General features: G+C 54.6%; 23 protein-coding genes and 1 pseudogene. 21 read left to right on the forward strand and 3 right to left on the reverse strand.

The genetic code is table 11. The features are described 5' to 3' along the window. The first annotated feature begins 21 nt into the window (after nucleotides 1-21). The 6 genes from C8275_RS00445 (at nucleotide 22) to C8275_RS00470 (ending at nucleotide 8,086) form a co-directional block, all read left to right on the forward strand. Nucleotides 22-1,458 carry a RagB/SusD family nutrient uptake outer membrane protein gene (locus tag C8275_RS00445; protein WP_106483667.1) on the forward strand — a complete coding sequence of 479 codons (1,437 nt, stop codon included), beginning with the start codon at nucleotides 22-24 and terminating at the stop codon, nucleotides 1,456-1,458. Between the two features lie 27 nt (nucleotides 1,459-1,485). After that, on the forward strand, nucleotides 1,486-2,853 hold the full coding sequence (locus C8275_RS00450) for a DUF4843 domain-containing protein (protein WP_106483668.1): 1,368 nt from the start codon (nucleotides 1,486-1,488) through the stop codon (nucleotides 2,851-2,853). Between the two features lie 24 nt (nucleotides 2,854-2,877). Continuing rightward, nucleotides 2,878-4,563 (forward strand): PKD-like family lipoprotein, encoded by a 1,686-nt coding sequence (locus tag C8275_RS00455; protein WP_106483669.1) that lies wholly within the window; start codon nucleotides 2,878-2,880, stop codon nucleotides 4,561-4,563. A 79-nt stretch (nucleotides 4,564-4,642) separates the two neighbouring features. Further along, nucleotides 4,643-5,743: a TlpA disulfide reductase family protein gene (locus C8275_RS00460; RefSeq protein WP_106483670.1), complete on the forward strand. Its 1,101-nt coding sequence runs from the start codon at nucleotides 4,643-4,645 to the stop codon at nucleotides 5,741-5,743. Between the two features lie 12 nt (nucleotides 5,744-5,755). Further along, the gene (locus C8275_RS00465; RefSeq protein ID WP_022383592.1) at nucleotides 5,756-6,907 is read left to right on the forward strand and encodes a TlpA disulfide reductase family protein; all 1,152 of its coding nucleotides are present in this window, start codon (nucleotides 5,756-5,758) and stop codon (nucleotides 6,905-6,907) included. A 24-nt stretch (nucleotides 6,908-6,931) separates the two neighbouring features. Further along, entirely contained in the window at nucleotides 6,932-8,086 is a 1,155-nt protein-coding gene (locus tag C8275_RS00470; protein ID WP_106483671.1) for a TlpA disulfide reductase family protein, read from the forward strand. A 478-nt stretch (nucleotides 8,087-8,564) separates the two neighbouring features. Here the strand turns inward: C8275_RS00470 and C8275_RS00475 are convergent, their stop codons facing one another. Beyond that, complete coding sequence (locus C8275_RS00475) at nucleotides 8,565-9,611, reverse strand: S9 family peptidase (protein ID WP_157948112.1); 1,047 nt, start codon at nucleotides 9,609-9,611, stop codon at nucleotides 8,565-8,567. Between the two features lie 281 nt (nucleotides 9,612-9,892). Between C8275_RS00475 and C8275_RS00480 the strand changes: the two genes are divergently transcribed. After that, nucleotides 9,893-10,570 (forward strand): MIP family channel protein, encoded by a 678-nt coding sequence (locus C8275_RS00480; RefSeq protein ID WP_106483673.1) that lies wholly within the window; start codon nucleotides 9,893-9,895, stop codon nucleotides 10,568-10,570. Between the two features lie 113 nt (nucleotides 10,571-10,683). Here the strand turns inward: C8275_RS00480 and efp are convergent, their stop codons facing one another. After that, the gene (gene efp, locus C8275_RS00485) at nucleotides 10,684-11,250 is read right to left on the reverse strand and encodes an elongation factor P (protein WP_022383596.1); all 567 of its coding nucleotides are present in this window, start codon (nucleotides 11,248-11,250) and stop codon (nucleotides 10,684-10,686) included. Between the two features lie 259 nt (nucleotides 11,251-11,509). On the opposite strand from efp, the gene rpmH reads away from it, so the two are divergent. From rpmH to C8275_RS00515, 6 genes are all read left to right on the forward strand, one after another. Further along, nucleotides 11,510-11,671 (forward strand): 50S ribosomal protein L34, encoded by a 162-nt coding sequence (gene rpmH / locus C8275_RS00490; RefSeq protein ID WP_022383597.1) that lies wholly within the window; start codon nucleotides 11,510-11,512, stop codon nucleotides 11,669-11,671. Nucleotides 11,672-11,830: 159 nt separating this feature from the next. Continuing rightward, nucleotides 11,831-12,484: a PASTA domain-containing protein gene (locus tag C8275_RS00495; RefSeq protein ID WP_022383598.1), complete on the forward strand. Its 654-nt coding sequence runs from the start codon at nucleotides 11,831-11,833 to the stop codon at nucleotides 12,482-12,484. A gap of 6 nt (nucleotides 12,485-12,490) precedes the next feature. Next, the gene (locus C8275_RS00500) at nucleotides 12,491-13,561 is read left to right on the forward strand and encodes an RluA family pseudouridine synthase (protein ID WP_106483674.1); all 1,071 of its coding nucleotides are present in this window, start codon (nucleotides 12,491-12,493) and stop codon (nucleotides 13,559-13,561) included. A 27-nt stretch (nucleotides 13,562-13,588) separates the two neighbouring features. Beyond that, nucleotides 13,589-14,569, forward strand: a complete 981-nt coding sequence (locus tag C8275_RS00505) for a D-alanine--D-alanine ligase (protein ID WP_106483675.1) — start codon at nucleotides 13,589-13,591, stop codon at nucleotides 14,567-14,569. Between the two features lie 183 nt (nucleotides 14,570-14,752). Next, nucleotides 14,753-15,916 (forward strand): 1-acyl-sn-glycerol-3-phosphate acyltransferase, encoded by a 1,164-nt coding sequence (locus C8275_RS00510; RefSeq protein WP_106483676.1) that lies wholly within the window; start codon nucleotides 14,753-14,755, stop codon nucleotides 15,914-15,916. Then, the gene (locus tag C8275_RS00515; RefSeq protein WP_106483677.1) at nucleotides 15,903-16,565 is read left to right on the forward strand and encodes a NigD-like C-terminal domain-containing protein; all 663 of its coding nucleotides are present in this window, start codon (nucleotides 15,903-15,905) and stop codon (nucleotides 16,563-16,565) included. Before C8275_RS00510 ends, C8275_RS00515 begins: the two co-directional genes overlap by 14 nt. Nucleotides 16,566-16,578: 13 nt before the next feature. Here C8275_RS00515 and C8275_RS00520 read toward each other — a convergent pair whose 3' ends face one another. Then, nucleotides 16,579-17,343 (reverse strand): DeoR/GlpR family DNA-binding transcription regulator, encoded by a 765-nt coding sequence (locus C8275_RS00520; RefSeq protein ID WP_022383603.1) that lies wholly within the window; start codon nucleotides 17,341-17,343, stop codon nucleotides 16,579-16,581. 327 nt (nucleotides 17,344-17,670) lie between these two features. Between C8275_RS00520 and C8275_RS00525 the strand changes: the two are divergent. From C8275_RS00525 to C8275_RS00560, 8 genes and pseudogenes are all read left to right on the forward strand, one after another. Continuing rightward, nucleotides 17,671-17,787: pseudogene (locus C8275_RS00525) on the forward strand (PD-(D/E)XK nuclease family transposase); the annotation flags it as partial. Between the two features lie 21 nt (nucleotides 17,788-17,808). Continuing rightward, nucleotides 17,809-18,681 carry an Rpn family recombination-promoting nuclease/putative transposase gene (locus tag C8275_RS00530; protein WP_106483678.1) on the forward strand — a complete coding sequence of 291 codons (873 nt, stop codon included), beginning with the start codon at nucleotides 17,809-17,811 and terminating at the stop codon, nucleotides 18,679-18,681. A 27-nt stretch (nucleotides 18,682-18,708) separates the two neighbouring features. Continuing rightward, nucleotides 18,709-18,996, forward strand: coding sequence for a hypothetical protein (locus tag C8275_RS00535; RefSeq protein ID WP_234395673.1), 288 nt, complete (start codon nucleotides 18,709-18,711; stop codon nucleotides 18,994-18,996). Nucleotides 18,997-19,429: 433 nt separating this feature from the next. After that, on the forward strand, nucleotides 19,430-21,052 hold the full coding sequence (gene glpA / locus C8275_RS00540) for an anaerobic glycerol-3-phosphate dehydrogenase subunit A (RefSeq protein ID WP_106483679.1): 1,623 nt from the start codon (nucleotides 19,430-19,432) through the stop codon (nucleotides 21,050-21,052). Next, a complete protein-coding gene (glpB, locus tag C8275_RS00545) occupies nucleotides 21,049-22,299 on the forward strand; it encodes a glycerol-3-phosphate dehydrogenase subunit GlpB (RefSeq protein WP_106483680.1) in 1,251 nt (416 codons plus the stop codon). The genes glpA and glpB overlap by 4 nt, the downstream gene beginning before the upstream one ends. Before the next feature lie 7 nt (nucleotides 22,300-22,306). Beyond that, entirely contained in the window at nucleotides 22,307-23,554 is a 1,248-nt protein-coding gene (glpC, locus tag C8275_RS00550) for an anaerobic glycerol-3-phosphate dehydrogenase subunit GlpC (protein WP_106483681.1), read from the forward strand. A gap of 67 nt (nucleotides 23,555-23,621) precedes the next feature. Next, nucleotides 23,622-24,959, forward strand: a complete 1,338-nt coding sequence (gene glpT, locus C8275_RS00555; RefSeq protein ID WP_022384852.1) for a glycerol-3-phosphate transporter — start codon at nucleotides 23,622-23,624, stop codon at nucleotides 24,957-24,959. Between the two features lie 89 nt (nucleotides 24,960-25,048). Further along, on the forward strand, nucleotides 25,049-26,482 hold the full coding sequence (locus C8275_RS00560; RefSeq protein ID WP_106483682.1) for a glycerophosphodiester phosphodiesterase family protein: 1,434 nt from the start codon (nucleotides 25,049-25,051) through the stop codon (nucleotides 26,480-26,482). The last annotated feature ends 19 nt before the right edge of the window (nucleotides 26,483-26,501 follow it).

Genomic DNA, 26,501 nt, shown 5'->3' on the forward strand with positions numbered 1-26,501 from the left:
TCCTCACAAGATATACGCATTATGAAACACAACAAACTGCATATAGCCGTCTGCGCGGTGGCTGCCGCCCTGCTCAGCTCGTGCTCCGACTGGTTTGACATCAGTCCGAAGACCGACGTGAAAGCCGAAGACCTGTTCGAGACCGAGACCGGCTTCCAGAGTGCACTTGCCGGCATCTACATCGGCATGACCGACCAGTCGGCATACGGCGCCAACTTCACCTTCGGGCAACTCGACAAGATGGTGCAATACTACGACCGCCTGCCGAGCAACGAGAACGACCCCGCCGTCATCTTCCAGTATGACGTGGAGAACGAGACCTACAACAGCAAGTCCGTCCTCGCCTCCATGTGGGCCAAGTCATACAACCTCATCGCCAACACCAACAACTTCCTCTCCTGGCTGGACCGCAACGGCGAACGTGTCATTCGCCAGGAACAGGACCGCAAGATGATGCGGGGTGAAGCCCTTGCCCTGCGCGGTTTCCTCCACTTCGACCTGCTGCGTCTGTGGGGACCGATGTACCGCTCCGACTCCACCGCCCTGTCCATCCCCTACCGCGTTGTCGCCGATGCCAGCCGTCAGCCGCTGCTCCCTGCCAACCAGGTGATGACCCGCATCATGGCAGACCTCTCGGCAGCCCGCGAACTGATGAGCTACGAGAAAGGTACCTCCCTGGAGGAAAGTACACGACGCTTCCGCCTGAACTATTATGCCATCACCGCTCTCATGGCACGTGTATGCAACTTCCGGGGCGACAAGGCAGAAGCACTGGCTTACGCCGACGAGGTCATCAACGACTGCGGCATCGGTCTGATGGACAACAGCCGCAATGACCCCGCCCTCTTCGGCGAGACACTCTTTGCACTCAACATCTACGAGATGTCCGAGAACTACCAGAGTCTCTGGGCTGTGGGACCGACCTTCAACACCCAGCTCTCGTGCACACAGACCAAGCTGGACCAGATTTTCGAGACCAACGGTGTGGGCAACAACGACATGCGTGCCCGTCGCAACGAAGCCTTCCTGATGTACGACGACACCAACGAAGCCATCTCGCGCAAGTATATCAAGAACGACAAGGAAGTGCTCCCGCTCATCCGCCTGTCAGAGATGTACTACATCATGTGTGAAAGCTCCCCGCTCGACCAGGCAGCCGAATACATCAACGAGGTACGGCAGAAACGGGGTATCTCGCGCACGAACGACTACACCTTCACTTCGAACGAGCAACGCCTCGACGCGCTCAACCTCGAATACCGCAAGGACTTCTACGCCGAAGGACAGTATTTCCACTTCCTGAAGCTGCACGAGATGACCACCTTCCTCAACTGCCCCCTCACCGGCGGCATGACCGCAGAGCAGTATGTCTTCCCCCTGCCTGACGCCGAGCGCGAATATGGCTGGACCGACAGCATGTCCGGGACGACAGGCAGCGACAGTGAAGAAGCACAGTAAAATGACCTACTAAACAAGTAAAGAACAATGAAGAAAGTATATACCCTCCTCGCCTTGGCGGCTGCCCTGTGCGCCACTTCGTGCAACGAGAACGAAGTGCCTTTCTACGCAGCCGGTTCCGACGGCATCTATTTCAACTATGAGGACGAAAACCAAGCCAACTTCGAGGCTTCGGTGAACTTTGCCGACTACATCGTGGGCGACTCTGCCTTCCTGAGCGTACCCGTCAAACTGAAGACCCTGGGATACCTTGCCGATCATGACCGTCGCGTGGTGCTGAAGGAGAATCCCGTGGAGTCCTACCAGCAGGCAACCATCGAGATACCGGAAATCATCATGCCTGCCGGAGAGACCGAGCTGGACGTAGTCATCAAGGTGCTCCGTCCGGCTGAAATCAACACCCGCTATGCCGTACGGCTCACCATCGACGGTAACTCGTCGGAGAGCCAGATAGGCTCAGGCGTCACCGAGAAGGCTGCCTTCACCATCTACTCGGAGGAGACTTACAGCCAGCCTGCCAACTGGAACAACGTCACCCGCTTCTTCGGCACGTGGACACCCGAGAAGCATATCTTCCTGGCACGGGTGACCGGCAACGACCAGTACACCTCCGATGCCTCGATGGGCGAAAGCTACAACGTGGCTGCCGTCGACTCCATCCGCACCTACTACGCCGAACACCCCGAAGCGGAGAAGACCATCGACATCCCCCTGCTCGCCATCAGCATGTGGAGTCCGTACCAGTACGCACAGCCTCCCTATTGGAATGCCCTGCACGACCGCTACCTGGGAAGCTACAACCCCACCATGTTCGGCAACTACTGCCAGTCCTACAACATCAACACCATCAATGAGTATGACGAGTTCACCGGCACGGAAGACAACCTGAGGGAGGTCAACAAGAAAGCGGTCTACGCCATGACCAGCTACATCAACCAGCAGTTCCAGATGGGCTCCTCGGTATCCAACGCCTCGACCGGCTTCCGCGTACCGTTCCTCGACGAGCTCTTCGACGAATACCAGTTCGCCGAACCCTACTGGTGGGTCAACTTCCCGACCAATACCCCGGCAGGCGGTACACCCACAGGCATCTACATCGACGACTACTATGGCACCTACTCGGAGAGCAAGTACCGCTTCATGCTCAAGACCATGCTGGCTGTACGCGGCAACGACGGCTTCTCGTGGGGCGACATGTTCCCCGTGTGCGACAACTTCATGGGTGGACTCGGCTGGGACTACATGCTCATGCCTGCCGACGCACAGCAGCTCATCCGCACCTGCCATGAGATGTTCCTCTCGGAGTATGACAAGAACCCCGATGCCTACGACTTCACTTTCCCGCGCACCCTCGTCTTCCCCGACGACAGCGGCTCAGGAAAAGACAAAAAGTAACCCTCACCGAAAAACGAACAACGTATGAAAAAGATATTATTCGGACTGCTGACCCTCGGCACCGTCGTCCTGGGCGGATGCTATGAAGACAAGGGCAACTACAGCTACAACTTCGGAGACATCAACAGTGTGGACACCCTCAGATTCACACCCGAAGCTTACTCCGGTCTCAACGGCTGGATCATCGACTTCATGAAGAGTGGCGAAGCCGACACCGTGACCGAACGCGTCACGGTGAACCCCACGTTCTCGGCTCCCGACAAGGCGGACCAGATGGACTACTACTGGTACCGGCAATACACGTGGAACGGGCAAACCGTGAAAGACACGCTCACCACACCCGGATACATGGACGTGCTCATCCCCGAGAACGGCAATGTGAGCTACAGAGTCATCCTCGAACTGCGCGACCGCGAAACGGAAATCTCCTACTTCACCCAGCTGACCGTGAAGACCCGCGAATGGTACACCAACAGCCTCTTCGTGCTCCACGGCAACTCCACACAGAACCAACGGCTGGGCAACGTTGAGTTCCTCGGCGACGAACCGACCATCACCCTCGATGCCTTCGAGCGCTCGAACACCGACCCGAACCTGCACGAGCCTTTCAAGAATGCCCGCGTACTGGGCTTCCGCATGAACCGGATGGACCCCGAAATGGTGGTCTTCAAGACCAACGGCGAGGCGGAAGTCTACAACCCCTTCGGCTTGAAACGCCTCCAGGACACCTACTTCGTGATGCCTCCCGTCGCCGTTGGTTCCAACCTCTTCGTCGCCAAAACACTCATCAACGAAGACCCGGCAGGGGCATCCAACGACTTCCGTTGCGTCCTGAGCAACGACGGACGGTTCTACATCTCGCGCGGCTCGTTCCGCTTCTATGAACCGGGACTCAACACCGAGAACACCGAGCATCTCACCACCGACCAGTACCGCGTCAGCATCGGCACACGGACGGGAGACTACTACGTCTTCTGGGACGACCAGGGCAAGCGGTTCATCCACAACAGCATCGGTGGCAACAACTTCCCGCGCTTCGACACCGACGGACGGGAGACGGCAAGCCTCATCACCCCCGTGCTCGACTCACACATTGACGCCGGCATCCTGGCGAAGCTCTCCGGCATGCAGCCCGTCTATGCCTATGTGAACAACTTCAACTACTTCCAGTCTGCCGACGAGATGCGCTTCCTCTTCTACGACCCTGCCACGGAAAGCAACATGATGTGCATGCTCACGGTGGACGGAGGAGGCGGCAAGACCAAGGCTGTCACCCGTGCCGACAAGGACGAGGAAAGCACCGCCATGTTCGCAGCCGATACCCTCAGCCTGGACGGTCTCCACATCGAACCGGGGACTCCGATAGTCTACACGGGTGCCTACTCGCTTGACTTCTTCTTCTACGCCGACGGCTCCACCCTCTACCGTTACAATGTGCAGAGCGGCGACCAGGACATCATCTACGAGGCACCTGCCGGCTATGAGATTGTCCTCCTGAAGTTCCGGCAGAATATAGACTACCTGTACTGGGGCAACCTGTACCGCTACCTCTCCATCGGTCTGAACCGGAACAACGAAGGCGCCGTAGCGGAAATCAAGCTGACGGCAGCGGGTGACCTGGACGAATCCTTCGAGCCTCAACTCTACGAAGGCTTTGACCGCATCACCGACGTGCAGTTCTGCAACGAACTCATGTACACCGCCGAATAAACCTTTCAATCACATTCGCAGGCTCAACCGTCCACCCGGACGGTTGAGCGTACGCGAAGCCTAAAAACCTTACATAAACATGTTACACCTACGAACTCTTTTCAGCGCCCTGGGACTGTGCGGCTGCCTCTGCCTGCAAGCCCAGCAACCCGTGACCGTCAGCGGGACCATCGAGGGAGTCAGCTCCGGCAGACTGCTGCTCGTTGTCCCTGTCGGCGAAACACAGACAGACACCCTTGCCACCGCGGACATCACACCGCAGGGCAACTTCACCCTGAAAGCCACACTCACTGAACCGACGGGTGCGCACATCATGCTGGAGAACTACCTGGGAGGCTTCTTCTTCTTTGCCGAACCGGGCAAGACCTACGAGGCACGCCTGAGCAACGGCGAGGGCTCTCACATCCGCGGCGAAGGACTGCAAGTAGAATGGTTGCGCTACCAGGCGGACGTACAGTCCATCAACGCCCGTCGCGACTCCATGCAGCAGGCCTTCGACAACCTCCGCGCACAAGCCAAGTTCCGCAGCGCCAGCGAGGCAAACAAACGGCTGGAAGCCTACACGCAGGAGAGTGGCGACCAGGTGCGCCGCTTCCTTGCCGCACACGACGACGTGCTCAACGCCTACATCACCTACACCTATGCCTGTCAGCGTGAACTGGACGGAGCAGCCAGCCGGGCACAGTACAACCGCCTGGGCGAAAATGCACGCCGGAGCATCTACGGACGCATGCTCGCCCAACGTGCCGACCGGCTCGAAGCTGCCACCAGCGGCAAGCCTGCCCCTGACTTCACTCTTCCCACCCCTGACGGAAAGAACATCACCCTGAGCAGCGTGAAGGCGAAACTCCGCATCGTCGACTTCTGGGCATCGTGGTGCGGCCCCTGCCGGCTGAACAACCCGAAGCTCAAGGAGCTTTATGCCGCCTACAAGGACAAGGGACTGGAAATCATCGGCGTGTCGCTGGACACGGATACCCGCCGCTGGACGGACGCCATCGCCAAGGACGGACTGCCCTGGATTCAGGTGTCGTCGCTCAAAGGGTGGAAGTGCCCCGTGGCAAGCCTCTACGGCGTGAGTGTCGTCCCTGCCATGTTCGTCATCGACGCCAACGGCAACATCATCGCCACCGAACTGCGGGGCGATGCCTTGAAAGAATTCATTGCAAAACACCTTTAACACCAACCATTTATGAAAGCATTCACCATCCTGCTCTTCGCCTGTAGCCTTGCCGCGAGTACGTACGCCCAAGATACCTACAAGCTGACCGGAGAACTGACGGCTGACTCGCGCAAAGCCGTCAAACAACTGTTCATCACTTATGAAGACGAGCTAGGCAACACCGTCAAGCTGGACTCTGCCCAGGTGAAACGTGGCAAATTCACGTTCGAGGGAACCATCCCCGCCCATGTGGAGAAAGTCAGCCTGAGCGGCTTCCCCCGGGAGAGCCTCAGCTTCTTCCTCGACCCCGGCGAACTGACCGTCACGGGACTGGACGCACAGGCACCTGCCAAGGCACGTGTCACCGGCTCACACAACAACGACATATATAATAAGGTAAAAGACCTGGAGGCACAAAGTCTGCAAGCCGCCGCCGAGAAGGTCAAAGCCTACGAAGCATCGCTCCCCGCCGACATCAAGAACGACCCGGCACAGCTGAAGAAGTATGTCGCAGCCGAGTCTGAACGGCAACAGGCACTGGCACGCCTCGACGTGATGGACTTCATCGCCTCCAACCTCTACGAGCCCATCGCCGTCTGGTTGGTCAACGACTACTGCCGCGACTACTTCTCTCCCTACACCATGCAGCGTGACATCCTTGTCGCCCTCCCTGCCTCCTGCCAGAACCATCCGCTCTATCAGGAGATGCTCAGCTTTGCCCTCAGCAGCGACCTCAAGTCGGGCGTTGACGCTCCGGTCATCGTGGGACGCGACCTTGACGGCAAACGTCTCTCTTCCGCTGACCTGAAAGGCAAGTACGTCCTCGTACACTTCTGGTCGTCCCAGGACCCCGCCTCCACCGCTGAAACAGCCAAGCTGAAAGAAGCACTGGAAGCAGCCCGTGACTTCGGCCGGTTCGCAGTGCTGAGCTATTCGCTCGACACCGACGCCCGGGCATGGGCGGATGCCGTCACCCGTCTGGGCATGACCGATCCGAACTGGCACCACGCCTCCGCACTCAAAGGCATGGACTCCAAGCCCGCCCGCCTTTACCAGTTCAAGAAGCTGCCGTTCAGCGTCCTGCTCAACCCACAAGGGAAAATCATCGAGATGGAGCTCCGCGGCGACAACATCGTCAGCAAGGTGACACGCATCGCCGAGGGAATCGAGACTTACGAATAAACGAACCAAAAAACACGGATTGATATGCTACAGAAACTATTGCTTACCTGCCTGATGTGTGGCGGAGCAGCCTTGTCTGCATGGGCACAGCAGACCTGCGTCATCGAAGGCACGTTCACCAACGACCGCCTGCGCCACACCGACAAAGCCATCGATAAAGTCTATCTCAACCGGATGGATGAGATGGAGAACCTCATCCTCGTAGACTCCGCCCAAGTGAGTGACGGCAAATTCACCCTCAACCATGCACTCACCGACTATCACGGAGCCGAGGTCTACCTGCTCACCGGATTCGACAACGGCAACAGCGTCTTCTTCGTAGAACCGGGAACGGTGACGCTCCGTATCGACGCAGCCTACCCCAGCGGTGCCCGTGCCACGGGTACACCCACCAACGACCTCTATGAAGAGTACAAGAAGATTGCTGCCAAATGTACCCAGACACAGATTGACTCCCTCCGCGCGTTCCAACAGAGCCGCCCTGCCGGATGGATTGACTCCGACGACGGAGTGGCTGCCCGCGCCCGCATCGGTGGAGAGGCAAAGATGTGGACGAACCTGGAGCGCATCCGCTTCCTGCTCGACCACAATGACTCGGCTCTGGCTCCCCTGATGATGCGCAAGGAGCTGCTCTACACGCTCAGCGACGATGCAGCCAACGACCTGCGTCAGAGCGTCAGCCCCTCCCTGGAGCAACATCCCTACACCGAAGCCTTCTCCAATGCAGTCCTTGCCCGCCACATCGACATCGGTTCCGAACTGCCCAACATCGTCATGCCGACGACCGACGGCAAGAAGCTTACCCTGAAAGACTTCCGCGGCAAGTATGTCCTGCTCGACTTCTGGGCATCGTGGTGCGGTCCCTGCCGACGCGAAATCCCCTACGTCATCAAGCTCTACAACGAGACACGCGACCTGAAGGACAAGTTCGTCATCGTCAGCTTCTCGCTCGACAACAAGCAGAAGAGCTGGCTCGACGCCATCCCTGCCATGGGCATGCAGCTCCCCGACTGGGTACACGCATCCGACCTGCATGGGTGGAACTCCCCTGCCGCACAGACGCTCGGCATCTCAGCCATCCCCAAGACGTTCCTGCTTGACCCTGACGGCAAGCTCATCGCCGTCGACCTGCGGGGCGACCTGATGGTTCAGAAGGTGAAAGAGCTGCTGCAACAATAAGGCAGCCCCACGTTCTCTCTCAACGACAAAGGCACAAAGCCACCGACGCTTCATCCTGATGCGGGATGAGTCACGTTGTGGCCTTGTGCCTTTGTCGTTCCATGCCGCATCCATATCAGCGAATACGCCAGATACAAGTGTCCGGCAGAGGAAACACAAGTGTTTCACACGTCAAACATAGGTGTTTCATGCATCAAACACAAGTGTTTGACGACCTAAGTATCATACCTTACTGACCAAAGTATAATACTTAGGCTGGCAAAGTATAATACTTAGGTGGTCAAAGTATAATACTTTGGTCAGCTAAATATAATACCTTGTATCTCAAACACCTGTGTTTGACACATGAAACACCTGTGTTTGATACACAAAACTCCTGTGTTTAGCACGCCGGACACAAGTGTTCAGCGGACCAGACACAGGAGCTTGACGGGAAAGACCTTTCCATGCAGGGGCAGGCTTCCCGACCAATTGGGGTTTATTCACCGACGGGAATCAAGTCGAGCGCACACGGAAGCATCTCGTGCGTCCCTTCGAAAATCACCAGACGGGTGTTGGCAGCTTCCCGCTGCAACCAGATTTGACGGTCGCACAGCTTCAGCGTCGGGTCAGCCGTCGGCTCACAGCGGAGGGTCAGCAGACGGATGGTCTCATCCTCCGAGACCAGGTCGGCATGTACAAACGCCTGACGGTTGGCAGCCTCCGACTGTGCCAGCCCGTATTTCCAGTCACCCACCACACGGTTGTACATGTTGATGGCATGTGTGACGGGGACGGAGCCTGTATAGCCGTCGTGTACCCCTTCGTAAATGAAGAGCTGCGAAGTCCGGCGCTGCTTGCGGGGGATGACTCCATAGAGCGGAGAGCGTCTGCGTGCCTCCGCCGCGTCAAAAGTCTCTCCGACGGAACCGGTAGCCTGCTCAATGTGCCCGGCATACTTGTTGCCACGCGCTTTCGACTCCCAGTACCACGCCTCCAGGTCGGATATGGGCGCCCATGCCGAGAACGACTTCACGGGACAAGTCACGTTCATGTATGCCAGCAGCGTCGCCATGCCTCCTCCCGAGACACCGATGACGTGTACCTCCTTCGCATCTGCCCCGGTTGCCTTCACCGCATACTCGATGGCTTCCTGCAGGTTCTTCACCACCCGCTCGCTTCCCATCGCCTCGGGACGCGTGTTGGCTCCCTGAAAGTCGGGATGGATGTAGTTGTAGTTCCGTGCCTTTGCCTCTGCAGCCAACGGGTCAGCCTGCCGGTAATCGCCACTCCAGGTGTGGAGGCTGACGATGAGCGGACGGCCCGGCTCCGTCGCCTGATAGAGATAGGCCTTTTGCGGACGGCTGTCCACCTTCGACGGGATGTCGACCACGGTGAAGTCGGCACTCCAACGGGCAGCAGATGTGTCATCCCACTGCGATGTCTGTGCGGCATGCTTGACTGCGGTCTGAGCCTGACAGGGGAGAGACACCGCTCCTCCCCACAGCAGGGCAGCAACCGCCAATGATAAAACAGGGTATTTCATAGTCTTGATGTTGTGATTTGTCATGATTCAGCTTTCGCAGGCTGCGCGCACGGTTGGCGCCCTTCGGGCATCCCGTCGGAAGGTCCTGCTTCCGGACCGGATGCAGAATCCGTCAATCCATGAAGCACTTGCGAAAGTACAGCTTTTACTATGACGCTTTTAGCTCTGAAAAGTTTAGTATTTCCCCGCCTTTTTTCTCATCGGGCACAATTTTCCGGCACGTCCGTTTGCATGTCCGCTTTTTTTGAGTAACTTTCCGAGACCTTTAAAACACAATGCCTATGAAAAAGTACTTAGCTGAAATGATCGGGACCATGATTCTGGTACTCATGGGATGCGGCAGCGCCGTGTTTGCCGGGGGAGTCGCAGAGACAGTAGGTGCCGGCACCGGTACCTTGGGTGTGGCGTTGGCATTCGGCCTTTCGGTCGTCGCCATGGCATACACCATCGGCAACATTTCGGGGTGCCACATCAACCCCGCCATCACCCTTGCCATGTGGCTGTCACGCCGCATCGGCAGCAAGAGTGCCATGTTCTACATGTTCTTCCAGGTTGTCGGCGGCATCCTGGGAGCGCTCATCCTCGCCATCCTGACCTCCACCGGCGGTCACGGAGGCCCGACTCTGACCGGAGCCAACACCTTCGATTCGGGTGAAGGCTGGCAGGCATTCATTGCCGAGACCGTCTTCACGTTCATCTTTGTGCTGGTGGTGCTGGCATCTACCGACGAGAAGAAAGGGGCAGGCAACCTGGCAGGCCTTGCCATCGGTCTTACGCTGGTGCTCATCCACATCGTCTGCATCCCCATCACCGGGACTTCGGTCAATCCGGCACGAAGCATCGGCCCGGCTCTGCTTGACGGAGGTCAGGCATGTGCCCAGTTGTGGCTCTTCATCGTGGCACCCATGCTGGGCGGCAGTCTGAGTGCTGCAGTCTGGCGCGTGTTGAAAAGTGCCTGAGGGGACGTCCGTCAGTCATAAAAAGAACAGAGCCGTTCCGGCGCCTGAGGCAAACCGGAACGGCTCTGTCGTCATCGGGACAGGACGATTGTCCCGCCACAGTGATGAGTATATTATGCTTTCACACGACCTACATACGAACCGTCGCGAGTATCGATTTCGATGGTCTCACCCTGGTTGATGAACAACGGTACACGTACGGTGGCACCGGTCTCAACCGTCGCAGGCTTCAGGGTGTTGGTAGCAGTATCGCCTTTCAGACCCGGTTCGGTGTAAGTGATCTTCAACTGTACTTTCACCGGAAGCTCAGCAAACAGGATGGTATCGGTCGAAGCATCCGAAACCACGTCAATCACCATTTCCTCCTTCAGGAAGTCCACACCCTCGATCAGGTCGTGTGCGATGGGCACCTGCTCGAAAGTCTCCTGGTTCATGAAGATGTAATCCTCACCTTCTTTATAAAGATATTGGTAGGGACGACGCTCTACGCGTACGTCTTCCAGCTTCTCACCGATGTTGAAGCGGCGCTCCAATACGTAACCGTCAACTACGTCTTTCAGTTTCGTACGCATGAAGGTGTTGCCCTTTCCGGGTTTTACGTGAAGGAAGTCGATGCAGAAATAGAGTTTGCCGTCCATGCGGATAGCGGTTCCGATTTTGATGTCTTGCGCGTTAATCATACGTTATAATGAGTTATGTTTATGTTATGGATAGTTTTTGCACGGTCTTGGTCGATGTCCGTCAGGTACTGTCAGAAGATTCCATTCCACGGAACCGGACAGTCGCTACATGTTTCGGCTGCAAAAGTAAGCTAAATCGGGAGAAAGCGCAAAAGATTTGAGCAAAAATGACTTATCGGCTTGGTTTATTTAAAAAAAGTCTCTATTTTTGCAGCCCGAATCGTTAGGACTTGAATAATAACAATAAAAGAATATAGCAATGAAAAGAACATTCCAACCTTCTAACAGAAAAAGAAAGAACAAACACGGCTTCCGTGAGAGAATGGCTACGGCTAACGGCCGTCGCGTGTTGGCTGCACGTCGTGCAAAAGGTCGCAAGAAACTGACCGTATCTGACGAATACAACGGCTGCAAGCGCTAACCGTTCTTCGCTTAAAGACTTACAAGAGAGCATTTGGACTCTGCGTCCGGATGCTCTTTTTGTATATCCTTACCTTATATATAAAATGTAGAGGACGGATAGACGTTGCTTGTGTTTTTTGTCCTATCTTTGCCGACAAATACTCAATTCATTGAATTTATGACAATCAAAGAATTCTTTTCTTTCAAGAAGAACCGCATCTTCTGGCTCAACATCCTCGGCATGGTGGTGTTCGTGCTGGTGGTCATCTATGGTGCGCTGAAAGGAATCGACCTCTATACCCATCACGGCGAAAGCATCAGCGTGCCCAACGTACAGGGCATGACTTCCCAGAAAGCCGTGCAGACACTGACGGCAAGCCAGCTGGAGCCTGCCATCGTAGATTCCTGCTATGCCCCCGACATGCCTCAAGGCTCGGTGGTGGACCAGAAGCCCATACCGGGTGCACGGGTCAAGCAGGGACGACAGGTCTACCTGACCATCTGCACGCACCGGACTCCCACACGGGTCATCCCGGATGTCATCGACAACAGTTCGCTCCGCGAGGCTCAGGCACGCATCCTGGCTGCCGGTTTCCAACTGACGGAAAACGCCTATATATCCGGTGAGAAGGATTGGGTGTATGGCGTCCGTTACCGGGGAGCCAACCTCCGTCCGGGAGACAAAGTCCCCGTCGGTGCCGCGCTGACACTGGTCGTCGGCGGACATGCTGAAGTCGCCGTCAGCGACTCGCTCGATGTGGACATGAACGAGAACGGAAACACACCGGCAGAGGCTGACGCTCCTGCACGCGAGGATGAGTCTTGGTTTTAATCAGCTATGGCAGAAGAATATATAGACGAACTGGAGGACTCGCTCGATGACATCGAGCCGGTGGGTGACGGTCCGCAAGAGCTCTACGAACATTTCAGGGTCGTCGTGGACAAAGGGCAGTCGCCCGTACGCATCGACAAATACCTGTTCGAACGGCTGGTGAACTCCTCCCGCAACCGCATCCAACAGGCCGCCGATGCCGGCTATGTGATGGCGAACGGCAAGCCCGTGAAGAGCAATTACAAGGTGAAGCCACTCGATGTGCTCACCGTCATGATGGACCGTCCGCGCTACAACAACGACATCATCCCCGAAGAGATTCCCCTTGACATTGTATATGAAGACGATGACCTGCTGGTGGTGAACAAGCCGGCAGGACTGGTCGTACACCCCGGCTGCGGCAACTATCACGGCACCCTGGTCAATGCCATCGCCTGGCATCTGCGCGACAATCCAGACTATGACCCCAATGACCCTGCTGTCGGTCTGGTACACCGCATCGACAAGGACACCTCGGGGCTGCTTGTCGTGGCAAAGACCCCGGACGCCAAGACACACCTCGGCCTCCAGTTCTACAACAAGACCACCCAACGGAAATACAACGCCCTGGTGTGGGGACTCCTCGATGCCGACAACGGAACCATCGAAGGCAACATCACACGCAACCCGAAGGACCGCCTGCAGATGGCTGTCTCAACGGACCCTGCCATCGGCAAGCATGCCGTGACACACTACCACGTGCTGGAACGCCTGGGCTATGTCACCTTCGTCGAGTGCGTCCTCGAGACGGGACGTACCCACCAGATACGTGTCCACATGAAACACATCGGGCATCCGCTCTTCAATGACGAGCGCTACGGCGGCAACGAGATTCTGAAGGGGACCCATTTCAGCAAATACAAACAGTTCGTCGCCAACTGCTTCGAGACCTGTCCCCGTCAGGCATTGCATGCCAAGACCCTGGGCTTCGTCCATCCGCGTACCGGCGAACAGATGTTCTTCACTTCCGAGTTGCCCGACGACATGACCCTCCTGCTGGAGAAGTGGCGTGCCTACATCGGCAACCGGGAACTTTAATCCGACTTTCAATCCTACCACATCATTATGAAACGTACAATTGCAATTGTTGCAGGGGGCGACTCCTCAGAGTTCCCCGTGTCTCTCCGCAGTGCGCAGGGACTTTACTCTTTTATGGACAAAGAGAAATACACGGTCTATATCGTCGAAATGAAAGGACTGTGTTGGGAAGCCGTGCTTCCCGATGGCAACAAGACAGCCGTCGACCGCAATGACTTCAGCTTCCTCCTGAACGGAGAAAAGATAACCTTCGATTTCGCTTACATCATCATCCACGGCACACCGGGCGAGAACGGACTGCTGCAAGGCTACTTCGACCTGCTCCACATCCCCTACTCCACCTGCGACGTACTGGCATCGGCACTCACGTTCAACAAGTTCGCCTTGAACCACTACCTGCAAGGCTTCGGCATCCGCATCTCGGACTCACTGCTCGTGCGCAAAGGCTCTGACATCAGCGACCAGGACGTCATCGAAAAAATCGGACTCCCCTGCTTCATCAAGCCCAACGAGGGCGGCTCCAGCTTCGGTGTGACCAAGGTGAAGACAGCCGAACAAATCCGTCCTGCCATCGAAAAAGCCATGCACGAATCGGACGAAGTGATGGTGGAAGCCTTCATGGCAGGGACAGAGATTACCTGCGGCTGCTACAAGACACGGACGAAAGAAGTCGTGTTCCCCATCACCGAAGTGGTTTCAAAAAACGAGTTCTTCGACTATGCAGCCAAGTATGACGGCGAATCGCAGGAGATTACCCCTGCACGACTCGATGACGACACCACCCGACGCGTAAAGACACTCACATCCGCCATCTATGACATCTTGGGCTGCGAAGGCATCATCCGCGTGGACTACATCATCACCGAAGGAGGCAAAATCAACCTGCTCGAGGTCAACACCACACCGGGCATGACAGCTACTAGCTTCATCCCCCAGCAGGTGCGTGCCGCCGGGCTTGACATGAAAGACGTGTTGACAGACATTATCGAGAACAAGTTCATCAGCTGACGGAACGTCCGTCGGCCTCCTCATGACCTAATATATTCTAAACACCCCAATTTATATTCCATAACATGTAACCCCCGCTTGTCTATAACAAAAAGATTTACGTAATTTGCACATAGACTCATGACATTGAGGAGAAGCTGACACTTTGCAGCTTCTTCTCTTGTCACAAAACTTGATTATACTATGAACATTCCTACAGAATTTGACGAAATCCGCCCGTATGCGCCGGAAGAGCTTCCGCAGGTATTTGAAGAGCTCATCGCTGATCCCGCATTTCAAATGGTGGTCAACTATCTGTATCCCGACACACCGTTTGACTTGATTGCCGCCAAGATGCGGCAGTGCAAGACCAACCTGGACTTCCAGATGGCTTTCGGCTATGACTTCGTGAAAGGCATCGCCGATAAATACTGCGACAGCCTGACCATAGACTGTTCGTCACTTCCTGATAAGAAATTATCTTATACGTACGTATCCAACCACCGCGACATCGTGCTCGACGCAGCCTTCCTCTCGGTGCTCCTCATCGACAACGGCATGAACACCGTGGAGATTGCCATCGGAGACAACCTGCTGGTCTATCCGTGGATAAAAAAGATCGTACGCATCAACAAATCGTTCATCGTGCAACGTGCGCTCACCATGCGGCAGATGCTTGAATCTTCGCAGCGCATGTCACGCTACATCCACTATGCCATCTCTGAAAAACATGAAAATGTATGGATTGCCCAACGGGAAGGCAGAGCCAAGGACTCCAACGACCGCACCCAGGACAGCGTACTGAAGATGTTGTCAATGGGAGGTGAAGGCAGCTTCATCGACCGGTTGAAACAGCTGCACATCGTCCCGACCTCCATCTCCTATGAATATGACCCCTGCGACTTCCTGAAAGCACAGGAATTCCAAATCAAACGCGATAACCCGGAATACAAGAAAACACCGCAAGATGACCTGGTCAACATGCAGACGGGCATCTTCGGCTACAAGGGCCGTGTCCACTTCCAGATGACAGGTTACCTGAACGACTTCCTCGACACGCTGGATACCTCCCGCCCCAAATGCGAACTCTTCACACAAGTGTCCAACTATATCGACCGCAGCATTCATCTCAACTACCGCTTCTATCCGGGCAACTACGTCGCCTACGACCTGTGGAAGAACGAATCTCGTTTCACCGACCGTTACACGCCGGAAGAGAAACAGACATTCGAACACTACATCAACAGACAGCTGTCAAAAATCGAGTTGCCGAACAAGGACGAAGCCTTCCTGCGCGACCGCATCCTGGCCATGTATGCCAACCCGTTAATCAACCATTTGAACGCCGTCAGCCATGAAGCTGAGTAACCACTTCGGCAGCGCGTTCCGCACATTCGCCGTCATCCTTGCCGCATGCCTCTTTTCCGGATGCGACAAGGATGACGACTCTGTTTACCCGAATGTCCTGACCGACTTCATGGACCTCTACACCAACGGGGAATCAACTGTTGACCGCATACACCCGGATGCATCTTCATCTCCCCTTACGCTGCTCAACCGTCTGTCCGGCGAAGGACTGCAACCGGACACGACCTACCGGGCTGTAGGGATGTACCGTCTGCCTGACGAGAAAGGGGAAACAGCCGTCTATTCCGTCACACTGGTCTACGCCGAACCGCCCTTCAAGCCTCACGAAGGCATGAAGGTGGTGACCGACCCACTCTACCTGGAGAGTGTCAGCCGGGGCGGAAACTACCTGAACATCGTGGTGCAACCCATGATGCAGACCAAACCGCACAGCTATGCTTTTGTGGAAGACAGCGTGGTGAATATCAACGGACACAAGATGCTCTACCTCACCCTGGCACACAACCAGAATGGCGACCGCGAATCATTCCCGCGGCGCGTCTATCTTTCAGCACCCTTAAAATCTTATGGTTTCACGGACGGAGACTCCATCAGCCTCCGCGTCAATGTGTATGACAAAGGCGTCAAAGAGTGGCGGGTAGCCTATTGACCCGCTCCATGCCTCACTCGGCAATGGTCAGCTCGATGCCCATCTCCTCGATGCGCTTGGCCGTTGCGTCAGGGATGCGGCTGTCGGTGATGATGTGGTCCACCTCCTCCATATCGCCGATTTTGCTGAAGCCCCGTCTGCCGAACTTCGACGAGTCCGCAAGCACGATGGTCTTCTGCGCCGTCTGCATCATCACGCGGTTCAGGTTTGCCTCCATCATGTCCGTCGTAGTGATGCCATAATCCAGGTCGATACCATCAACTCCCATGTACAACTTACTGCACGAGAAATTGGAAAGCATCATTTCCGCGTATTTCGAAACGACCGAAAGACTGCTGTGGCGCAACAGTCCGCCCAGTTGGATGATGTCGATATCGGGGTCCTGCGAAAGAATCTCCGAAACCTGAAGCGAAGCCGTAATGACTGTCAGATGCTCCAGCGCATGAATCTGACGCGCGAAATAGTGCATGGTCGTTCCTGAAGCAATGAGGATGGAGTCCTTTGCCGTAATCAGTTTCGCGGCGCAAATACCTATGAGTCTTTTCTCTTCGACATAAAACTTTTCCTTTTCGTTTACGTTCCGGTCATTGATATACGGATTGATTAAAATGGCCTTTCCATGGTTCCGATACAGCTTCTTCTCCTTCTCCAGCTCTGTCAAGTCTTTCCGGATGGTGACGGACGAGACATTCAGCTTCGTGGCCAGTTCGCTCACCAATACAGAGTTATGCTGTAACAAATAGTCCACTATCAAATTATGTCGTTCTTCTTTTGTCATAGGTACTATCTCTAAATTAGCAAGGATGAGGACTTATGTTTTTCATAGCAACATCCCGAATACGGTATACTTTCATTGCAAAGAAAAATCATTTTCCCGACTCCTTCAAATGAAAGCTCTTCTATTTTTAGCTAATTAACCCTAACGGCAATATCTCATCTATCCTCCTCCTGCCGGATAAAAACGAACGGGAGAGACCGAAAAGACATGCTCCGGCATATCAGACCCAGAAACAACTTTGTATTTTAAACAGGCTCTTAATTTGCAGATGAACTTAAAATCCCTATTTTTGCATACAAACCAATAACCCCTAAACCTTAACAAGCCATGGGAAGATTCATCAACCCCTTTACAGATGTCGGATTCAAACGCATCTTCGGTCAGGAAATCAACAAAGACCTCCTCATCGATTTTCTGAACTCACTGCTGGTCGGCGAACGTCNAACCCCTAAACCTTAACAAGCCATGGGAAGATTCATCAACCCCTTTACAGATGTCGGATTCAAACGCATCTTCGGTCAGGAAATCAACAAAGACCTCCTCATCGATTTTCTGAACTCACTGCTGGTCGGCGAACGTCACATCGAGGACATCACCTTCCTTGATAAGGAGGTATTACCGGAAATGCTGGAGCAACGCGGCGTCATCTACGACATCTATTGTACCGATACAAACGGGGAACAGTTTATTGTGGAAATGCAGAACCGCGAACAGACCTACTTCCGTGAACGCGCCCTGTATTATGTGTCACGAACCATCTCCCGCCAGGGAGAACGCGGGATGCACTGGCAGTTTGACCTCAAGGCCGTCTATGGAGTCTTTTTCATGAACTTCGTTTTGAAAGGCTCCGCCCACAAACTACGGACCGACGTCATCCTCGCTGACCGCGACACCCATGAACAGTTCAGCGACAGGATGCGCATGATTTTCCTGGAGCTGCCGTCCTTCACCAAGGAGGAAGATGAATGTGAGACCGATTTCGAACGTTGGATATATGTATTAAAGAATATGGAGACCTTACAAAGATTACCGTTTAAAGCCCGTCAAGCCGTCTTCGACAAGCTGGAACAGATTGTCGACATCGCCTCATTGTCCAAAGAAGACCGCATGAAGTACGACGAGAGCATCAAGATTTACCGGGACAATCTTGCCGTCATGAGCTTTGCGGAAGCAAACGGAAGGGAGAAAGGCAGAGCCGAGGGTAGAGCCGAAGGTAAAGCTGAAGGTAAAGCTGAAGAGAAGATTTCCATAGCCCGCCAAATGAAAGCTAAAGGATTTCCAACAGAATTAATTGCTGAAATCACCCAACTTAGTAAAGAAGACATCGAACAACTTTAACTTCGGACTTGCAAACCAAGACACACTATGGAAGAATCACCACTCATCAAAATGATCAATGAGAAGTTCAAATGCATCTCACACATTACCGACATATCTGCACTGTCCAAAGAGGACCGCATGAAGTACGACGAGAGCATCAAGATTTATAGGGACAATCTTGCCGTCATGAGCTTTGCGGAAGCAAACGGAAGGGAGAAAGGTAGAGCCGAAGAGAAGATTTCCATAGCCCGCCGAATGAAAGCCGATGGATTACCGACTGAAATTATTATGAAATATACCCAACTTAGCAAAGAAGACATCGAACAACTCTAACTTCGGACTTGTAAACCCAGACACATTGAGAAGGTGTGCCAACAATCTGTTCCCGGAAATGGATTGTTGGCACACCTTCTGTTTTTTGCATACTCTCATCCCAAACTGCTTCCCCGTTTCGCAATCTTACTTTCATAAAAGCCCTGAACAAGCATCCCAACAAAACAACGAAAGCGAAAACATTTCGAAATATCACTTGTGAAATTATGTTTTAAAACATACTCCGCTTTGATAAGTCTCTGCTTATTCTATTATTATACAATAAATTACCTCACATATTTACCTATAAAACAAGAAATATTTGTAGAATCTACACTTTCGAAAAAGAAGGAAAAAAGTTTTGTTTTAAAGAAATAATCTCTACTTTTGCTTTCGAAATAGAAACAACACAAGAAAACAAACAGAAACCAACAAATCATAGAAAGCAATGATTATGGGAAAAACAGGTAATGGAACAGAATTCGATGTCATCGTGATTGGCGGTGGTGCCACCGGAGCCGGAACGGCACGTGACTGTGCGATGCGCGGCCTCCGTGTCCTGTTGCTGGAACGATTTGACTACACCAACGGAGCCACGGGACGCAACCACGGACTGCTGCACAGCGGAGCACGCTATGCGGTGAACGACGGAGAGTCGGCTGCCGAGTGCATCCGTGAAAACAGAATCTTACGCCGCATTGCCTCCCACTGTGTGGAGGAAAACGGCGGACTGTTCATTTCCCTTCCCGAAGACGACCTCTCCTACCAGGACAAATTCGTGGAGAGCTGTCGTAAGGCGGGCATTGAAGCCGAAGCAATCGACCCGAAAGAGGCCATTCGCCTCGAACCATCGGTCAACCCGTCGCTGACCGGTGCTGTCAAGGTACCCGACGGCTCCATTGACCCTTTCCGCTTGACCATTGCCAACATTCTGGATGCACGTGCACACGGTGCCGTCACCCTGACCTATCAGGAAGTGACCGGCTTCATCCGCGAACAGGACCGCATCGTCGGCGTGCAGACCTATAACTCCAAGACAAAAGAGCGCACGGAATTCCGTGCAGCCATCGTGGTCAATGCCTCCGGAATCTGGGGGCACCACATCGCCGGACTGGCAGGAGTAACCGTGAACATGTATCCTGCCAAAGGTGCCTTGCTCATCTTCGGACACCGCGTGAACAACATGGTGCTGAACCGTTGCCGCAAGGCTGCCGATGCCGACATCCTCGTTCCGGGCGACACCATCACCGTCATCGGAACAACCTCAACCCGCATACCCTACGAAGAAATAGACCACATGCATGTCACCGCCGACGAGGTAGACCTTCTGCTGACCGAAGGCGAGAAGCTTGCACCTGCCCTTGCAGATACACGCATCCTGCGTGCCTATGCCGGCGTCCGTCCGTTGGTCGCTGCCGACAATGACCCGACGGGACGAAACATCAGCCGGGGCATCGTCCTGCTCGACCACGCTTCACGCGACGGGCTGGAAGGCTTCCTGACCATCACCGGAGGCAAACTGGTCACCTACCGTCTGATGGCTGAATGGGCGACAGACCTCGTATGCAAGAAACTGGGCGTGAATGCCGTCTGCCGGACTGCTGACGAAGCATTGCCCGGCTCCCGCCTCACGAAGGAAGAAGAGAAACGCTACCCTGTCGGAAACGTCTACCGTGCCGCCGAAAGCCGCCACGGAGAACTCGCCCGACAAATGGACCTGCATGACGCCTACGACAACAGCCTCGTGTGTGAATGCGAAGGCGTCAGCGTGGGTGAAGCCAACTATGCACTCCGCGCACTGGATGCAACCGACCTGGCTTCGTTGCGTCGCCGTACCCGCATCGGCATGGGAACATGTCAAGGCGAACTCTGTGCCTGCCGGGCTGCCGGTCTGTTGGCTAAGGCGCACAATTGTACCGAAAAGGCCAAGCACGAACTGGTGGACTTCCTCAATGAACGCTGGAAAGGCATGTCACCGGTCGCATGGGGTGAAAGCCTGCGCGAGAGTCAGTTCTCGGCATGGGTCTACGAAGGGAATTGTCAGTTGGGAAACAATAAGAAGGAGGTAAAACCATGAAGTTCGATACTATCATCATAGGTGGCGGACTCGCCGGACTGGTCTGTGGCATCCGCCTGCAAGAAGGGGGACACAAATGTGCCATGGTGTCTACGGGACAAAGTGCCCTGCATTTCTCATCCGGCTCGTTCGACCTGCTCGCGACACTGCCTGACGGAACTCCGGTGGAACATCCGCTGGAAGCTATGAGCCGCCTGGAATCACCACACCCCTACGCACGCATCGGCGCGGACAACATAGCCCGTTATGACCGGGAATTTCCGGAAATGATGAAGCGTGCCGGCATCGGTCTCACAGGCTCCGCCACACGCAACCACTACCACTTCACCCCCATGGGGACGATGAAAAAGACCTGGCTCACGCTGGATGAATTCGTCACCTTCGACGAACCTTCGCGCCTGCCGTGGCACAGGGTGGTCCTCGTCAACTTCCCCGGTTTCCTGGACTTCTACACGAAGTTCATTGCCGATGAATTTGAGAAAGCAGGCGTGTCCTGTACTCCGGTACAAGTGACGCTCCCCTTCATCGAGAAGCTGCGTTCCAACCCGACGGAAATGCGCTCTGCCAACATTGCACGCACATTCGACTCCACCGGACACATCGACGAGCTGCTCCGTGAACTGAAACCGCATTGCGGAGAGGCTGATGCCGTGGTGATGCCGGCAGTCTTCGGACTCTCATCCCCCGCTCCGCTGGAGTACCTCAAGGAACAACTGGGCAAACCGCTGTGTCCGCTTGCCACCATGCCCCCCTCGGTGCCGGGCATCCGGATGCAACAACAGCTGACGAAGCACTTCGTCCATCTGGGAGGAACATTCATGCTGGGAGACACGGTAGACCGCGCCGACATCGAAAACAACGAGGTCAAAGCCGTCTACACCACCAACCACGCCGACATACGGCTTACTGCCGACCACTATATCCTTGCCACGGGCAGCTTCTTCAGCCGCGGCATCATCGCACGCCCCGACTCTGTCTACGAACCGATTTTCGACCTGGACGTCTTCTATGACACCGACCGTTCGAAATGGTACGACGCTGACGTATTCGCTCCGCAGCGTTACATGACTTTCGGCGTGATGACCACCGACAGCTTCCGTGCCCTGCGCAAGGGGGTCGAACTGACGAACCTGCATGCCGTGGGGTCCGTGCTCTCGGGTCACAACGCCCTGCACGAAGGCTGTGGCGGAGGCGTATCCATCATGAGCGCCCTGCATGTGGCAGACAGTTTACTGAACGATAAATGAGGAAGACATGAACTTGCAACAATATAACATCAGCGAAAACAACTTCGAGCAGTGCATCAAGTGTACCGTGTGCACCGTCTATTGCCCGGTCGTACCGCTCAATGAAGACTTCCCCGGTCCCAAACATGCCGGACCGGATGGAGAACGGCTTCGCCTGAAGGACCCCGACTTCTTCGAGAAGTCACTGAAATACTGCCTGAACTGCAAACGCTGCGAGGTGGCATGCCCGTCGGGCGTACGCATCGGCGACATCATCCAGTCGGCACGCATCAAGCACAACACCGACACACCCAAGCTGCGGGACATGTTGCTTGCCAACACTGATTTCGTGGGCCGCATGTCTACCCCGCTGGCTCCGCTGGTGAACATGACACTGAAGCTGAAACCGGTAAAGGCAGTGATGGACTCCGTCCTGAAGATTGACCACCGGCGCGTGTTCCCGAGCTATGCCCGGCAGACGTTCGAGAGCTGGTACCGCAAGCATGCTGCCGAACAACAGCAGAACTTCCGCAAGCACGTGAGCTACTTCCACGGCTGCTATGCCAACTACAACTACCCGCAGTTGGGCAAAGACCTGGTGAAGGTCATGAATGCCGCCGGATACGGCGTACACCTGCTGGAGAAAGAGAAGTGCTGCGGCGTGGCACTGATATCGAACGGCCTCATCAACCAGGCAACCCGTCAGGGCAAGCACAACATAGCCTCCATCCGCCGCTCGGTAGTGGAACAGGACATGCCCGTCATCGGAACCTCCTCGACATGCATCTTCACGCTGCGCGACGAATATCCCCACCTGCTCCACATCGACAATGCTGACGTGCGCGACCGTGTGGAGCTGGCGACCCGCTTCCTCTTCCGCCTCATCGACGAGGGCAAGCTCAAGCTGGTCTTCCGCAAGGACTACAAGAAGCGCGTTGCCTACCACACCGCCTGCCACATGGAGAAGCTGGGATGGGCCATCTACTCCACGTCGCTGCTGCGGATGATTCCGGGACTCGACTTCGTGATGCTCGACTCACAGTGCTGCGGAATTGCCGGGACCTATGGATTCAAGAAAGAGAACTACCGGACGTCGCAAGGCATCGGTGCCCCACTCTTCCGCCAAATCGAATCGCTGGGACTCGACTACGTGGCAACAGACTGCGAGACGTGCAAGTGGCAGATCGAGATGTCGACTTCCGTCCCGGTGATGAACCCGGTGTCCATCCTGGCCGAGGCACTCGATGTGGAAGCCACGATTCAGGCAAATCGGTAAGGTGCTTTCCCGACACAAGAACCATCAGACGAATATTCATTCAACACTCTATAAACTCATTAATACCATGTCATTTCTAACTCCTCCTCCTCACAAGCCCGAGTTGCCCAAAGAGCAAATCGACTCGACTTACAAGGCACTGCGATGGCAAGTATTCATCGGAATCTTCGTCGGCTATGCCGGCTACTACCTCGTACGCAAGAACTTCACGATGGCTATGCCCCAACTGGAAGAAATGGGCTACGAACATGCCGCCCTCGGCATCGCCATTTCAGCCAACGCCATCGCCTATGCGTTCTCCAAGTTCCTCATGGGCAGTGTGTCCGACCGCAGCGATGCACGCAAGTTCCTTCCGTTGGGACTGCTCCTCTCTGCCGGTGCAACCCTGCTGATGGGCACCGCCCTCGGTGTCTCCTCACTCGCCATGATGTTCATCCTCCAATTCTGCATCGGCTGGTTCCAAGGCATGGGCTGGCCTCCCTGCGGACGCGTCATGACCCACTGGTTCTCCATCAAGGAGCGCGGCACGAAGATGTCCATCTGGAACTGTGCACACAACGTCGGCGGAGCCTTGGTCGGCCCGATGGCTGCCTACGGACTCATCTGGTTCGGCGGCTGGCAGGAAGGCACGTTCTGGTTCCCCGGAATCGTTGCCATCATCATCGCCCTCATCGCGTATGCACTGATTCGTGACACGCCGCAGTCATGCGGATTGCCCTCCATCGAGAAGTACCGCAACGACTACCCGAAGAACTACAGCGCCAAGAGCGAGGAAGTGCTCACCACGAAGGAAATCTTCTTCAAATACGTGCTGAACAACAAGACACTCTGGTTCATCGCCTTTGCCAACGCCTTCATCTACATGGTGCGCTATGGCTGTCTGGACTGGGCACCGACCTACCTGCAGAACGTCAAAGGCTATAACCTGAAGGACATCGGTTGGGCTTACTTCGCCTACGAGTTTGCTGCCATCCCGGGCACGATTCTCTGCGGCTGGTTGAGCGACAAGGTCTTCAAGGGACGCCGCGCCATCACCACGATGATTTACATGGTGCTGGTAGCCGCCTTCATCCTCATCTACTGGTTCAACCCGGCAGGTCACCCGATGCTCGACACCATCTGTCTGATTGCCATCGGCTTCCTGATTTACGGTCCGGTGATGCTCATCGGCGTACATGCGCTTGACCTGGCTCCGAAGAATGCAGCAGGAACAGCAGCCGGTCTGACCGGTTTCTTCGGCTACTTCTTCGGAACAGCTCTCCTGGCAAACATCTGCGTCGGCTTCGTTGTCGACCACTTCGGATGGAACTGGTATTTCATCCTGATGCTGGCAGCTTGTACCCTCGCCTTCCTCTTTATCAGTTTCACCTATAAAGAAGAACAATATCTGGTTAAAGGTAAATAAATCTCAAATCGGGACGACGGCATTCTGACAACCGTCGTCCCCCTCCCTCCCCAAAAACGCATTACTAATTCAATCTAATATCAACAACTATGTTTGGAAATCTGATCCGTTTAGGCCTCACTTGCAGTGTTGCCATGGCTATGTTCGCGTCCTGTGAACACCAAGACTTTACTAACACCTACGAAGATGTTGACCGCGTGCAAGTGAATCACATCTCCGACGAAATGGCCAAAGTGAGAGACTATGTCCCTCGCATGGCAGTCATCGCCCACCGTGGCTCTACATTCTGGACTCCTGAAGAAACTGAGGCTGCTTATCGTTGGGCTCGTGAAATGGGCGCCGACTATCTGGAAGCAGACTTGCAATGCTCAAAAGACGGAGTCGTACTGGCACTTCATGACGACAACCTCAGCCGTACAACAGACATTGAAGACGTATACGGCGAGAGCTTCCCGACTGAAGTACGGCGTGCATTCTATAAAAAGCACTACAAAATGACTGATGCACAGGCAGACGCTCAGATCGAGAAGGATAAAGCTGCATTTGTTCCTTACTACGCCAAATCATACATGTACGAAGAACTGTTGGCACTGGATGCCGGCACATGGTTCAATGATGCTTCTCCCGAACAGGGTCGTACAGGTTTCTCCGCACGTGGCGGTGTACACCAATACATCTCGGCCCTGGCTGACTTGATCAACTATGCAAAAGGCAAAAAGCTGGACCGTGAGAATGGTACAGGTGAACGTATTTATACAATCACAAAGACCGGAGACCCTAACTCTTACACGGAAGGAGACAAACTGGTCTATACATTCAGCTATGTCAATGATGACGTGGACAGCGGTAACCGCCCGGGTATCTACATCGAGTTCAAGGAATCATGGCTGAACCCGACAACTTTTGAAAAAGACGTTTATCAGGAATTGGCAAAGTATGACTATAACATCATCGAAAAGCCCTCAACTGAAACAGCTTTCTATAAGAATGGTAAAGTGAATGTAGGTAATACCAACGGTCGCGTTATCCTGCAAACCTTCTCGCTGGAAAGCCTCCGTCGTACAGGAGATGTGTTCCAAGGCAAAATTCCCATGTGCTTCCTCTTCTGGGAAGGCACGGCTGCAACAGACCTTATCTATGACACCCCGTCAGGTTATGCATCCTTCATCAACTTGGGATTACAGCACAAAGCTCACATCATCGGTCCGAGTATCGCCGGTGCTCCCAACAACTATCCTGAAATGAACGCTCCGTGGCAAGCTTATCTTATCAAGAAGTCCGGCATGCTGAACCACCCGTATTCATTCGACTCCCGCGAACAGATGGGCAAGTATTTCGGTGAATACAACTGGGGCAACGAAGGCGGCTCCCTCTTTGAACCTCCTTATCTCGACGGCGCATTCACCAACCGTACAGAGTTGACCCTGCAATATTTCATCGACAAAGGCGTACGCAACAAAGACGCCGTGCAGACAGTGCCCGATCCTCGTCAGCTCTTGGACAAACTGGGATATGTGAAGTAACGAATACTAACCTCTTAAA

This window comes from Bacteroides sp. Marseille-P3684 (assembly GCF_900291465.1).
GTDB lineage: Bacteria > Bacteroidota > Bacteroidia > Bacteroidales > Bacteroidaceae > Phocaeicola_A.